This window comes from Enterobacter sp. Sphag1F, from assembly GCF_014193275.1.
Classification (GTDB): domain Bacteria; phylum Pseudomonadota; class Gammaproteobacteria; order Enterobacterales; family Enterobacteriaceae; genus Pantoea; species Pantoea symbiotica.
In genome coordinates, this window is sequence record NZ_JACHZD010000003.1 from 457,702 (window position 1) to 470,730 (window position 13,029).

General features: G+C 57.0%; 10 protein-coding genes. 2 read left to right on the forward strand and 8 right to left on the reverse strand.

Annotated features, from left to right (window positions below):
* Positions 1 to 22: 22 nt before the first annotated feature.
* From FHW71_RS12900 to FHW71_RS12910, 3 genes are read right to left on the reverse strand one after another with little or no spacing between them, the layout of a single operon-like run.
* Positions 23 to 1,342, reverse strand: coding sequence for a cytochrome c (locus tag FHW71_RS12900; protein ID WP_179451841.1), 1,320 nt, complete (start codon positions 1,340 to 1,342; stop codon positions 23 to 25).
* An 11-nt stretch (positions 1,343 to 1,353) separates the two neighbouring features.
* Positions 1,354 to 3,138 carry a GMC family oxidoreductase gene (locus tag FHW71_RS12905; protein ID WP_008105620.1) on the reverse strand — a complete coding sequence of 595 codons (1,785 nt, stop codon included), beginning with the start codon at positions 3,136 to 3,138 and terminating at the stop codon, positions 1,354 to 1,356.
* Between the two features lie 2 nt (positions 3,139 to 3,140).
* Positions 3,141 to 3,875 carry a gluconate 2-dehydrogenase subunit 3 family protein gene (locus FHW71_RS12910; RefSeq protein WP_008105622.1) on the reverse strand — a complete coding sequence of 245 codons (735 nt, stop codon included), beginning with the start codon at positions 3,873 to 3,875 and terminating at the stop codon, positions 3,141 to 3,143.
* Between the two features lie 300 nt (positions 3,876 to 4,175).
* Between FHW71_RS12910 and sbmA the strand changes: the two genes are divergently transcribed.
* A complete protein-coding gene (gene sbmA, locus FHW71_RS12915) occupies positions 4,176 to 5,411 on the forward strand; it encodes a peptide antibiotic transporter SbmA (RefSeq protein ID WP_008105623.1) in 1,236 nt (411 codons plus the stop codon).
* Between the two features lie 76 nt (positions 5,412 to 5,487).
* Here the strand turns inward: sbmA and FHW71_RS12920 are convergent, their stop codons facing one another.
* The 4 genes from FHW71_RS12920 to FHW71_RS12935 all read right to left on the reverse strand — a co-directional run bounded on the left by FHW71_RS12920 (position 5,488) and on the right by FHW71_RS12935 (position 10,217).
* Entirely contained in the window at positions 5,488 to 7,128 is a 1,641-nt protein-coding gene (locus tag FHW71_RS12920; RefSeq protein WP_179451840.1) for a dihydroxyacetone kinase subunit DhaK, read from the reverse strand.
* A gap of 122 nt (positions 7,129 to 7,250) precedes the next feature.
* Positions 7,251 to 8,303 carry a YncE family protein gene (locus FHW71_RS12925; protein WP_179451839.1) on the reverse strand — a complete coding sequence of 351 codons (1,053 nt, stop codon included), beginning with the start codon at positions 8,301 to 8,303 and terminating at the stop codon, positions 7,251 to 7,253.
* Between the two features lie 215 nt (positions 8,304 to 8,518).
* Positions 8,519 to 8,728, reverse strand: coding sequence for a DUF1471 domain-containing protein (locus FHW71_RS12930; protein WP_008105630.1), 210 nt, complete (start codon positions 8,726 to 8,728; stop codon positions 8,519 to 8,521).
* Between the two features lie 301 nt (positions 8,729 to 9,029).
* A complete protein-coding gene (locus FHW71_RS12935; protein ID WP_008105635.1) occupies positions 9,030 to 10,217 on the reverse strand; it encodes an MFS transporter in 1,188 nt (395 codons plus the stop codon).
* 103 nt (positions 10,218 to 10,320) lie between these two features.
* Here FHW71_RS12935 and FHW71_RS12940 point away from each other — a divergent pair, with 103 nt between their 5' ends.
* Positions 10,321 to 11,271, forward strand: coding sequence for an AraC family transcriptional regulator (locus tag FHW71_RS12940; RefSeq protein WP_179451838.1), 951 nt, complete (start codon positions 10,321 to 10,323; stop codon positions 11,269 to 11,271).
* Here FHW71_RS12940 and FHW71_RS12945 read toward each other — a convergent pair.
* The gene (locus tag FHW71_RS12945) at positions 11,268 to 12,812 is read right to left on the reverse strand and encodes a PAS domain-containing methyl-accepting chemotaxis protein (RefSeq protein WP_179451837.1); all 1,545 of its coding nucleotides are present in this window, start codon (positions 12,810 to 12,812) and stop codon (positions 11,268 to 11,270) included. The genes FHW71_RS12940 and FHW71_RS12945 overlap by 4 nt on opposite strands.
* Positions 12,813 to 13,029 lie beyond the last annotated feature (217 nt).

Below are 13,029 nucleotides of genomic sequence, written 5' to 3' on the forward strand. Positions count from 1 at the left end.
TCAAAAACCGCACCAACTCACTTTACTGCCCTTCCAACACCTTAATATCCGCATTACCCTGCTTTGAATGCACGGTTTCGTCTTTACGCAGTTCGGCCACATCCTTCGCCGACACACTCGACTTCACGCCATTGCCCCAGCTGCCACGGATAAAGTTCACCACATCCGCCACTTGCTGATCGTTCAGGCGCCAGCCGAAAGCCGGCATGGTGATCGCCGTGGGTGCGCCTTGCACGCCAGGTAAAGTACCGCCAACCAATACGATATGAATCAGCGAAGTCGGATCGTCTGCCATCACCACCGGATTGCCGCGCAGCGCCGGATAGAAGCGCTGATAGCCGCTGCCGTCGGTTTTGTGGCACGCCGCGCAACTATCGACATAAGTCGATGCGCCTGGCTGGCTGTCGTCACCTTTCCACAACGCCTGTGACACCGCATCATCCTGCTTAAACACCGCCTGATTTGGATCTTTCGCGCCCAGGGATTTCAGATATTTAGCAATCGCGCTGATATCGTCATCGCTCAGATATTGCAGGCTGTGCTGCACCACATCGGTCATGCCACCAAACACCGCGGTGTGATCGTTGCGGCCAAAGCGCAGGAACTGCTTGAGATCCTCTTCGCTCCAGCGGCCTAAACCATCGCGGTTGTCGCCACGCAGGTTGCTGGCGGTCCAGCCATCAATCGGCGCGCTGCTGCCAGCAAGATAGTTGTTGCCTTCGCCGTTGTTGAGCGCTTTTTCCTGCATGGTGATGCTACGCGGCGTATGGCAAGCGCCACAGTGGCCGAGACCTTCCACCAGATAGCGACCGCGTGCCAGTTGCGGATCTTCCTGTGCCGCCGGCTGAAACGCTTTCACGTCCGGCGCAAACATGCCGCGCCAGATGGCTAATGGCCAGCGCATCGACAGCGGCCACGGAATGTCGCTCTCTTTGTTCGCCTGCGCCACCGGCTGCACGCCGTGCATGAAGTAGGCGTAGAGCGCCTTCATGTCGTCATCACTGACCACCGCGTAAGACGGATACGGCATCGCCGGATAGAGCGTGTCGCCGTTTTTCGCTACGCCGTGACGCACCGCTTTCTGGAAGTCGTCATAGCTGTACTCACCAATCCCGTTGGCTTTGTCCGGCGTGATGTTGGTGGAGTAAATGGTGCCGATCGGCGTCGCCATCGGCAGTCCACCGGCAAAGGGTTTACCGCCTTCGGTGCTGTGACAGGCCACGCAGTCGCCCGCGCGCGCCAAATACTCACCGCGCTTCACCAACGCGTCCGAACCTGCCTCGTCCGCCACTGCGGCGAACGTCATCGTGCCCAGAAACAGGGCTAAAATGCTTTTGATCATCGCCGTGTTCCTTATGCCTGTACCAGCGGGCCGGGGTTTTTCAGATACTGTTCACGAATCGCTTTGGCTGACCAATAGGTCAACGCTGCGACCATGCCCGTTGGGTTGTAGCCGAGTCCCTGCGGGAACGCCGAAGCCCCTGGCACAAACACGTTCGACACATCCCAGCTCTGCAGATAACGGTTCACCGCGCTGGTTTTCGGATCTTCACCCATGATCGCGCCGCCGCTCATGTGCGTGGTTTGATAGACCGTGGTATCGAAGTGCGATCCCGGCCCTTTCGCGCCGCCGATGATCATTTTCGGGTTCATCGCTTCGGTAATTTTGCGCATTTTGCCGATCATGAACTGCGCCATCTTGATGTCGTTATCCTGCCAGTCAAAGGTCATACGCAGCAGCGGCTGGCCGTAGGCATCTTTGTAGTTCGGATCGAGATCGAGATAGTTGGCGCGATAAGATTGGTGCGCGCCGTGCGCATCCATCGAGATGTGATGGTTGTAGGTATCCGCGACCGCCGATTTCCACTGGCTGCCCCAGTTTGGCGTGCCTTTCGGCGTCGGCAAACCGGAAATCGGCTTAGTTCCGGCCTGATTCACCCAGAATGGCGAACCGCCCACAAAGCCGTGCGGGCCGTGATCAAAGTTGTCGGCGTTGAAATCATCCACCGCCACACCTGCGCCACCGGCACCGATAAACGGGTTGGTGGTGGTGTTTTTGTCGAACAGCGCTTTCAGCGTCGAGATGTTCTGATAGGCAAAGTTACGGCCGACCACACCTTCGTTGGAAATCGGGTTATACGGCTTGCCGATGCCGGAGAGCAGCATCAAGTGCACGTTGTGGAACTGGAACGCCGACAGGATCACCAGGTCCGCAGGCTGCACCACTTCGCGGCCCTGACCATCGAGATAGGTCACGCCGGTGGCGCGTTTTTTATCGTCGGTCAAATTAACGCGCAGCACGTAGGAGTTGTTGCGCAGCTCGAACTTCGGTTCCTGACGCAGCGCGGGCAGGATGTTGACGTTCGGCGAGGCTTTGGAATACATGTAACAGGCGTAACCGCTGCAGAAACCGCAGAAGTTGCACGGCCCCATCTGTGCGCCGTACGTGTTGGTGTACGGGCCGGAGGTGTTGGCCGACGGCATATCATATGGGTGATAACCCACTGATTCCGCCGCTTGCGCGAACAACTGCGCCGAGTAGGTGCGCTTCTGCGCCGGCAGCGGGAAGTCGCTGGAACGATCTGGCGCGTACGGGTTGCCGCCCTTTTCTTTGCCCAGCAGTTTGCCTTTGATTGACCAGGCGCTGCCCGAAGTACCGAACACTTTCTCGGCCTGATCGAAGAAGGGTTCCAGCTCGTCATAGTTGACGCCGAAATCCTGAATCGTCATGCCTTCCGGGATGAAGTTTTTACCGTAACGCTGCTCGTAATGGCTGCGCAGGTTCAGCTCAACCGGATCAACGCGGAAGTGCACGCCTGACCAGTGCAGACCTGCACCGCCGGTGCCGGTACCGGGCAGAAACGCCGCCAGCTGACGATAAGGGACGGCGGTTTGCGAGGCATCGTGACGAATGGTCACGGTGCTTTTCGACAGATCCTGGAACAGCTTTTTGCGGATGTTATAGGTCAGTTCGTCAATCGACTGCGGATAAGATCCATCCGGATAGGTATCGCGATGCGGTCCGCGCTCCAGCGCCACCACATTCAGGCCCGCTTCGGTCAGCTCTTTCGCCATGATGGCGCCCGCCCAACCGAAACCGACGACGACTGCATCCACTTTTTTCAATTCATTTGCCACGCTTACGTCCTCTCCCCGCGAATATCCACTGACGGGAACGGATAACGTTCACCGCGTTCCACCCAATCCATAAAGTCAGCGCGCGCGCCTGGGAAGCCAATCAGCTTCCAGCCCACCATGCCCTGGTTGCCGCCGTGGATCGGATCGCTGAAATAACCCTCGCGGGTGTTTTGCAGCAGGAAGGAGAAGAAGGTTTTCGCTGGCAGCTGCGGGAACTCGGCCGTGCCGCTTTCAAACGCGGTCAGCAGCGCGTCTTGCTGTTCGCCCGTCAGCTCTGCAAACACTTTGCCATGCTGTTTTTTGCTCCAGCTATCGGCATCAGCGAGGCCGAGACGGTAGATCTGCTGCGGCACCAGCGGCAGCTGATAACCCAACTCTTTTGGCAGATCGGGATTGAACGGGCCTTGCATGTACCAGTTGTTCCCGGTGGCATACGGCGTGTTCATTTGACGATCGATAAACTCCGGCACGCCAGCTTCAAGTGCGCCAGGACCGCGTTCATCGTTGGGGATCAGGCGCGCCACGGCCGCAGTGATAAAGGCAAACTCTTCGGCGGTGAACCAGTTTGGCTGGTAGCTACGCGCCTGTTGTGGTGATGCGTTTTGTTCTGCTGCCCCAGCGGCCATCGGTGCCACCAGTGCGCCCATCGCCGTACTGCCCACCGCCATTGCCGGCGCCAGGGTGATGGTTCTCAGCAGAAAATCCCTGCGAGTGTGACCATTTTTTTGTTCTGACATGACATTGCCTCAGTACCACATATAATGCGGCATGAAAGTTAAGTAGTTGCGTTGTATTGTTTTTTTATTGATAGCTTAAGGGATACAGCAGCACTGTTACCGGTAACAGTGCAAATATTGTAACACCATTGCTGTGGATAATTTAGTTCTTAGAAACAAATTCGCACTAATTACTTAACAATTGCCGCTGTCGCTTTACATCGCAGCGGCGAAGCTGTCATCGTCAGATACAACCGACAACAGACAGACAGATAGAGGTCTGAAGCGGTATAAAAGAGTACACACAACAGCGGAGTGCCTATGTTTAAGTCCTTTTTTCCGCGGCCAACGCTGTTTTTCAGCTCAGCTGCGATTTGGAGTTTAGTAGCAATTTTTGCCTGGTTCGGCTTTTTCAGTGATTTCCCGGCGCGCTGGCCTGCGCTCCAGGCGGCGATGCACGAACCTTTGCCAACCAATGCCAGCCGTTTTATTCACATCAGCCAACTGTGGTTTTACGCCTATTACTGGATTGTTGCCGGCATCTTCGCGCTCACCTGGCGTGTGATTGATAACCATCCGTGGCAGCGCTGGTCGGTTTGGGGATCGATTCTGATCATCTTTGTCACCTGGTTTGGTGTGCAGGTTGGCGTGGGCGTCAACGCCTGGTACGGCCCGTTCTACGACATGATTCAACAGGCGCTGACCAAAGCCGGTTCCGTCGCCATCCACCAGTTCTATGTGCAAGTGCTGGCGTTTCTCGGTATCGCGCTGATCGCGGTGGTGATTGGCGTGATGAATTCCTTCTTCGTTAGCCATTGGGTGTTCCGCTGGCGTACCGCGATGAACAATTACTACATGCACAACTGGCAGCGTCTGCGTCTGGTTGAGGGTGCGGCTCAGCGTGTGCAGGAAGACACCATGCGCTTCGCCGGCACGTTGCAGGATTGGGGCATCAACTTTATTCAGGCGATTATGACGCTGGTGGCGTTTCTGCCGGTGCTGGTCACGCTGTCGCACCATGTCAAAGAGGTGCCGATTCTTGGCAGCATTCCGTATGCATTAGTGATTGCCGCGCTGCTGTGGTCGCTGTTTGGTACCGCGCTGCTGGCGTTGGTGGGGATTAAACTGCCGGGGCTGGAGTTTCGTAATCAGCGGGTTGAAGCGGCCTATCGTAAAGAGCTGGTGTACGGCGAAGACGATCCTGAACGCGCTTCACCGCCAACGGTGCATGAGCTGTTTAGCCGCGTGCGTCAGAACTATTTCCGCCTCTATTTCCACTATTTGTACTTCAACATCACCCGCATTATGTATCTGCAGGTGGATAACGTGTTCGGGCTGTTTGTGCTGTTTCCGTCGATTGTGGCGGGCACCATTACGCTCGGCCTGTTGAACCAGATCACCAACGTGTTTGATCAGGTGCGTTCATCGTTCCAGTATTTGATCACCTCGTGGTCAACGCTGATTACGCTGATGTCGATCTACAAACGTCTGCGCAGTTTCGAGCAGATTTTGCAGGATATTCCGCACGAAGAGATGATGCGCGAAGCGGCAGAGTAAGCCGCGTCCATTGAAACGGTGCGCATGAATGCGCACCCTACGGTGTAGGGTCGCCATTAATGGCGACCTTGCTACATCAACCCGCCAACACCGCAAACACCTTCTCAATCGCATACGCGCCCGGATCTTTTACCCCATCCAGACTCTGCTGATTCAGATACGCGGAACGCCCCGCTTTGGCGCTCTGCATCTGCGCGGTGGCGTCGGCGCCTTTCTGCGCAGCTTGTGCAGCAACAGCCAGCGACTCGCCCGCCACTAACGCTTCCAGCGCCGGTTGCAGCGCATCCACCAAGGTTCGATGGCCTGGCTGCGCGCCGCCGTAATGCTTCATGCGTTCCAGCCCGTGCATCAGCGCCTGCGGCAGCGCGCTGCCCTCTTCCAGCTGCTGACCGGCGCTGGTGAACAGAATTGACATCAACACGCCACTCGATCCGCCCATCACCGTGGCCAGTTGCTCACCAATCAGCGCCAGCAAGGTTGGCAGTTCATCCAGCGGCAGCTGTTTTTCCTGCAAACCGCGCTGAATTTTCTTCGCCCCGGCGGCAAAGGTCGAACCGGTATCGCCATCGCCCACTTTGGCATCCAGCGCATTCAGCTCGCTTTCCAGATCGATCAGCGTCTGCGTGACGCTTGCGACAATCTTCGCCACCTCAGCATTCTCAGAGGCATCAAAATCCAGCACGCTGCCGATCTTCTCGGCACGTTGCAGGCTGATCGGCGCAAAGTCATACACTGGCACCCAACCCAGCACCTGAACCGGCGCGTTTAACGCTTCCAGGAACGGCTCTTCCAGCGCCAGCAGCGTCAGTGAGAAACCCTTCATATCCAGCGCGCTGACCAGCGTTGCCGGACCCAACAGATGGGTGATGCGTGCCGCCAGCGGCGACTGCAACACCTCACGCGTCAGCAGCGCCAGCTCCAGCTGCGAGAAGCCGCCGAGGTTGTTGATCAGCAGCAGCGCCTGCTTGCCGTCCGGCAGCGCCTGCGCCAGTTTATCGGTCATGATGCTGGTGATGTTGCGGCTGTCCTGCGTATCCAGCGTGATCACGCCCGGCTCGCCGTGAATGCCCATGCCGAGCTCGCTGTGCCCGGGCTCGACGCGTTCATCGCGTTTTTCGCCCGGCACATGGCAAGTGGCGAAAGCTAAACCGATGGACGATGTGGCATCAATTGCGCGCTGCGCCAGCGCTTTAACTTCATCCAGCGATTGTCCCTGCTCCGCCGCAAACCCCGCGATTTTGTGCACCAGCACGGTACCCGCGATGCCGCGCGGCTGCGGGTTTTCCGGCAGCGCGATATCATCCTGCACCATTACCAGCTCAACCTTGTAGCCGAGGTTTTTGGCTTTCTCCGCCGCCAGACCAAAGTTGAGACGGTCGCCGGTATAGTTCTTCACAATCAGCAGACATCCAGCATCGCCGGTGACGTTAACGATGGCGTTCAGCACCGCATCAACGCTTGGCGACGCGAAGATGTCACCGCACACCGCTGCCGTCAGCATGCCTTTGCCGACAAAGCCGGCATGCGCCGGTTCATGCCCGGAACCGCCGCCGGAGATCAGCGCCACTTTGCTTTTATCCCAGTCCGAGCGCACCACCACGCGAATCTCATCACCGAGATCGAGGCGACTGAGGTTGTGCCACGGCGTGCTCAGCAAAACCCCTTCGATAGCTTCGTTAACCAGATCGTTTTTCTCATGCATAAAAAACTGGCTCATTGCATCCTCTCCATTGGTGTTGTTGCTCTACAAGGTAGCGTATGTGCGGCGATAAAAACGGCGCAGATGGCAGAAATGCAAAAGGCGGCATAAGCCGCCTCTCAGTTTCAGAAAACTACCGATCAGAGTTCGATGCGCAAAACGCTATCGGGATTTTTGGGTGGCTCTTTGCGTGAACCCGGCTGCTTGATGCTGACAAACAGGGTTTTACCATCGGCGGAAACCGCCAGGCTGTTTGGCAGGCCCGGTGCTTTTACCGTGCGTTTCACTTTGTAGCTGCTGGCGTCGATGATGCTGATTTCGCCCGCTTTGCGGTGCGTAACGTACAGCTCATCACGATCGGCATTGAACAGCACTGCCAGCGATTCTGGCACATCGATCTTGTGGATCACCTGCTGCGTGCGGGTATCCAGCACCAGCACCTGCGACTGTTTTGAGTCGCTGAGGAAGGCGCGATGGCCTTGAGTATCCAGCGAAATATTCAGGAAGAAGTGATCTTTATCGCCATCGATTTTCTGACGCTTTTCAATCGCGTTCAGGCGCGTATTGATGGTCACCAGTTCGCCGTCGGAGTTGGTGACATACAGTTTCTGCGCCGCAGAGTCGATCGCCAAACCGGTGCCCATTTTGCCGGTGTTCGGCACGGTGCTGATCAGTTTCAGGGTTTTGCCATCCACCACCCACACCACGCTCTGCTCACCGAGGCCGGTGATGTAAACGCGATCGGTTGTCGGATCGACGGCCAGCTGACGCGGCTGCAGCGGACGCACGGTTTCGCTGCGCTGACGGCCATCCAACACCAGCGTGTTGATCACTTTACCGCTGGTGGCATCCACTGCGGTCAGTGAACCGTCACGCGTGTTACCGAAGTAAAGGGTGTTGGTTTTCTGGTTAATCGCCGCGCCAAAGGTCGGCAGATCGGTATTGATGGTTTGCTTCACCGCCAGGTCCTGCGGATCAAGACGATAAACGGTGCCGCCTTTTTTGTCGGTTGTGCTCTGCGCGGTCGCGAGGAACAGTGCGTTATCGCTGTTGCTGAATGCCAGTTCGTAAGCGCCTTTTGAGATCACCTGATTCAGCGGCTGAGATTCTGCCGCCATCACCGCAGAGGTCGAGAACAGCGCCGTTGCCAGCAGCAGTGGACGCAGCGCCCATGATTTTTTATTCGCCTTCATAACTTCTCCATAGCAAAAACACCGCCTGATGGCAGTGAAGTGAAAGCCCGACATTACAACCAATATTTAAAAAGACAGCCCGAGGCGAGCCGACGAAGGATGCTACTTTTTGAGAATAGTAATCATTTCGAAGGGAAAGTGACAGGATTTTATCAGGTTACCAACGCCGCCAGGGCGCCCGAAGGCACCCTGTCAGCACAGAACGTTAACGCAACTTATTTGGTCAGTTCGGCAGTCATGTGCACGCCGTTGTTGAAGTTGGCTTCGGTCACTTTATAGGAAGCACCAGCTTCGTGGGCCTGAGCAGCGATTTGCGCTTCTGCACCATCCAGCGTTGAAGCGGTTGCAGTGATGCTTTGCGCAAAGCTAGCGAATGGCAGAACGGTCAGAGCGATAACAGCAGCAAAAGTTTTGATAGATTTCATGGTCAATTCCTTAATGTACATTTGATTGAGTAAGGCGTCATCGCCTTGTTGAGATACATAGTAGTTGTAGAATCGATCAGTAAAAAGCGGAGAGATTTGCCGTTGTTGTTCGAATATTTTGAATGTAAAAAGCACGTTTGGGTTAACCTTTGTGCAAAGGGTTAAAAATCTGACATTTAATTAAAAGGCAGGATTTATGGCTGTGATAGGTGATGGGCGAGGTTTCGTAGGGTCGCCATTCATGGCGACCTTTTGATTCGTGCGGTTGATGGCAAGGTCGCCATGAATGGCGACCCTACGGTTAGCCGTGATGGCGGACGCGGGTGAAGATGGTGATAGCGGCTAAGAGCATCAGCACGCCGCTGGCGAGGAACACGCCGCCAGCGCCTTGCAGATCGAACATCCAGCCACCGGCGGCGGCACCAGCGGTGATCGCCAGCTGAATGGTAGCGACCAGCAAACCGCCGCCCGATTCAGCATCGTCCGGCACCGCGCGGGAAATCCACGTTGACCAGCCGGTTGGCATCGAACCAAATGCCAGCCCCCACAGCGCCACGCCCGCCGCGACCAGCCACGACACCTCGCCGAAACTCACCAACAGCAGCGCGGTCACGCTCATCACCAGCGCCATCGCGGTTAACGTCAGCGATACGCTGCGCGTCACCAGATAACCGGCCAGCGAAGTACCGAAGAAGTTCGCCACGCCAAACGCCAGCAGTACCAGCGACAGCTGATTGACGTTAAGCTGCGCGCTGCCTTCGAGGAACGGACGCAGATAAGTAAAGAAGGCGAAGTGGCCGGTAAACATCATGATCACCGCCAGCATGCCCCAGCGCATCACGCTTTTACGCAGCAGATCCAGCACGCCACCGCTGCGCGCTTTATTGACGGGCGGCATCGCGGGTAAGGTGAAGAACTGCCACAGCAGCGCCAGCACGCCCAGCGCGGCAGTCAGCATAAAGATGTTACGCCAGCCAATAATGCCGCCCAAATAGCTGCCGAGCGGCGCAGCAATAATGGTCGCCAGCGAAATACCGCTGAACACGATGGAGAGCGCGCGCGGCACCTGATCGCTCGGCACCAGACGCATGGTAATCGCCGTGGAGAGCGTCCAGAAGCCGCCAATCGCCACGCCCAGCAGCACGCGCGCCAGCAGAATCATCGGCAGATTCTCAGCAAAGGCCACCAGCAGCGCGGAGGCAATCAGCAACAGCGTAAAGGCCAGCATCACCACGCGACGATCGAGCTGACGCGTCACGTTGCCAATCACCAGACTGGTGAGCAGCGCCACCAGCGCAGTCACGGTAACGGTTTGTCCCGCCTGCCCTTCGCTGATGTGCAGCGTGTCGGCAATCGGCGTCAGCAAGCTGACCGGCAGAAATTCCGCGGTAATCAGGCCGAACACGCCAAACGCCATGGCAAACACTGCGCCCCACGCCGGTTTATCCACTTCTAGTGGTGTTTCGATAACTTCAGTATCCAGGCTCATCTGTGATCCCCATCACAAAATATTTAGCGTTAAGCATAGTGACTGATCACCAGACGATCTATGATGCAGAAACTTTGTTTTTTGATTATTCGTCTGGATTCGTATGAGCCGCTATGAAGATCTGACCAGTGAATTGCTAATGGGCATGCGCCTATACGGCGTCAAATACCAGCGTATCGCGCTGCATGCGCCCTTTGGCCTGCAATATGAGGACGCGCCAGGCAAGGCGCAGCTGCACTTTGTCGGGCGCGGATCGTTACTGATCCGCTCGGCGTCTGGCGTGATCTATCCGCTGCAGGCGGGCGATGCGCTGCTGATCCCGCACGGTAAGCCGCACGCACTGATCTCCAGCGAAGAGGCAATCTGTGAACCCATTTCGACTTTTAACAGCCGCCCGATTTGTGACAGCGTCTGCGCTATCGGCGACGGCGTAGACGTATGCCCAGATGACAGCGATGTGATTCTGTTTAGCGCCTGCATGGCATTTGAACTCGGCGGTATGCAGCCGCTGGTACACACCATGCCGGATGTGATGCTGGTGAGTACGCTGCTGGCGCAGTACCCGGAAATCCAACCAATTCTCGATGCGATGGAGCGCGAAACACGGCAGCGCAAAGCCGGTTTCGCCGGGATTCTGTCGCGGCTGGCGGATGTGGTGGCGGCGCAGATTGTGCGTGGCTGGGTGGAGAACGGCTGCGGCAAAGGCAGCGGATTGGTGCAGGCGTTGCGCGATCCGCGTCTCAGCCTGGCGATGGCGGCGATGCATCGTGAACCTGGTGAAAACTGGACGGTGGAACGGCTGGCGCGGGAATCCGGCAGCTCGCGTTCAGTATTTGCCGCTCGCTTCCAGAGCGCAACCGGCATGACGCCGCTGCGCTATCTTACCGAACTGCGTATGCGATTAGCGGTTGAACGTATCGTGCATGAAGGCGAAGCGGTGGAAAGCGTTGCCTTCCACCTCGGTTACGGTTCGCTGGCAGCGTTTAGCCGCGCATTCAAACGCATTGTCGGTACGCCACCCGGCGCACTGCGCGCCGAACGCGAAATACGTTAGCGGAACACGCTGATCGCTTCCACCAGACGATTAGCCTGATGCTTCATGCGGCCGGACGCTTCGGCGCTTTCCGCCACGCGTGCGGCGTTTTGATGGGTGATGTCGTCGAGATCTTCCACTGCGGTGCTGACCTGCGTCAGCGCGATGGCCTGCTCGGCAGTCGCGCCGCTGATCTGCGCGATCAACGCGGTGACATTTTGCACCTGATCGACAATCTCCTGCATGGTGTGCCCGGCCGCATCAGCGTGATCGCTACCGGACTGCACGCGGCTGGCGCTGGTTTCCACCAGGTTTTTGATTTCGCTGGCGGCTTTGGCGCTACGCTGTGCGAGGCTGCGCACTTCACCGGCCACCACCGCAAATCCTTTGCCCTGCTCGCCGGCGCGCGCGGCTTCCACCGCCGCATTCAGCGCCAGAATATTGGTCTGGAAGGCGATGCCGTCAATCACGCTGGTGATATTGGCGATACGTTTCGAGCTGTCGGCGATCTCCGCCATCATCCCCACCATCTCCTGCATCACCTTGCCGCCTTTGATCGCCGCAAAGCTGGTGTTTTCCGATAAGCCATTCACCTCTTTTGCCGTATCGGTGTTGCTCTTCACCGTGGCGGTCATTTCGTTCATGGTGGCAGCGGTTTGCTGCACGTTAGCGGCAGCTTGTTCGGTGCGGCGGCTCAATTCGTCATTGCTGCGCGCAATAGCATCGCTGGCGCTGAGCACGTTAATTGCCTGACCGCTAACATCATCCACCAGCCAGCGGAACATCAGGCCGAGCTGGCCGATGGCGCGCAGCGTGACGCCAATCTCATCGACGCGATCGATCTGTTCCACTTTATGGCTGGCGCCGGTCGCCACGCTTAATGCCTGGCGGCACATGCGTTCCATCGGACGTGAAATTTGCTGCTCCAGCCACAGGCTTGCCAGCAGCAAAAGGCCCGCCATACCGCCAGCAAAGCAGCCAATGGCAAGCGGTGCGAGGCCAAGCAACCAGACACCAATCACCGAAAGTGGCAACAGCGTTAATAAAGTGGAGCGAATACGCCAGCGCAGCGGCAGCGTTTTCAGGATCGAGCCAAGACCACGCCAGCCGGTGCCGACGATTAATCCTTTATGGAAGCGACGTCCTTTGATGCGGCCTTCGCGGAAATCGCGGTACAGCGCTTCGGTCTGACGCACCTCTTGCGCTGACGGCTTGGTGCGCACCGACATAAAGCCCTGCACTTTGCCCTCGCGCACCACCGGAATGGCATTGGCGCGCACCCAATAGTGATCGCCATTCTTACGACGGTTTTTCACCAGCGCCGTCCACGGCTCGCCCTGCTTGAGCGTTGTCCACATATCGGCAAAGGCCTCTGGCGGCATATCTGGATGACGCACCATGTTATGGGGCTGCCCATTCACCTCTTCCGGGCTAAAGCCACTCACCTCAATAAAGGCGTCATTGGCATAGGTGATGTAGCTATTGAGATCGGTGGTCGACATCAACGTCGCGTCATCGTCAAAAGCGAACTCGCGCTGTGTGACGGGCTGGTTGTTACGCATGTGTGTGTCCTTGCATGACGCAGGCTAAAAGAAAAAAATCGATTACGCTTTTTTACCTTTTCGGCAGCGCATGCGCTGGGCTTTAGCGTGACGGGCTGTTTTTTGTCTTGCCGTGCATGGCAATAAGGAATGGCTCACAAAATCTGCGGGAATAACAACCGATAAAAATTTATTTAGAGTAATTCAGATTCCAGTTTTGTCGCGCAAGGGATGCTGG

Coding starts and splice junctions, on each gene's coding strand:
- FHW71_RS12935 (WP_008105635.1), bottom strand. CDS start 10,217: ATGAGCCTGGATACTGAAGTTATCGAAACACCACTAGAAGTGGATAAA.
- FHW71_RS12940 (WP_179451838.1), top strand. CDS start 10,321: ATGAGCCGCTATGAAGATCTGACCAGTGAATTGCTAATGGGCATGCGC.
- FHW71_RS12930 (WP_008105630.1), bottom strand. CDS start 8,728: ATGAAATCTATCAAAACTTTTGCTGCTGTTATCGCTCTGACCGTTCTG.
- FHW71_RS12925 (WP_179451839.1), bottom strand. CDS start 8,303: ATGAAGGCGAATAAAAAATCATGGGCGCTGCGTCCACTGCTGCTGGCA.
- FHW71_RS12945 (WP_179451837.1), bottom strand. CDS start 12,812: ATGCGTAACAACCAGCCCGTCACACAGCGCGAGTTCGCTTTTGACGAT.
- sbmA (WP_008105623.1), top strand. CDS start 4,176: ATGTTTAAGTCCTTTTTTCCGCGGCCAACGCTGTTTTTCAGCTCAGCT.
- FHW71_RS12900 (WP_179451841.1), bottom strand. CDS start 1,342: ATGATCAAAAGCATTTTAGCCCTGTTTCTGGGCACGATGACGTTCGCC.
- FHW71_RS12920 (WP_179451840.1), bottom strand. CDS start 7,128: ATGAGCCAGTTTTTTATGCATGAGAAAAACGATCTGGTTAACGAAGCT.
- FHW71_RS12910 (WP_008105622.1), bottom strand. CDS start 3,875: ATGTCAGAACAAAAAAATGGTCACACTCGCAGGGATTTTCTGCTGAGA.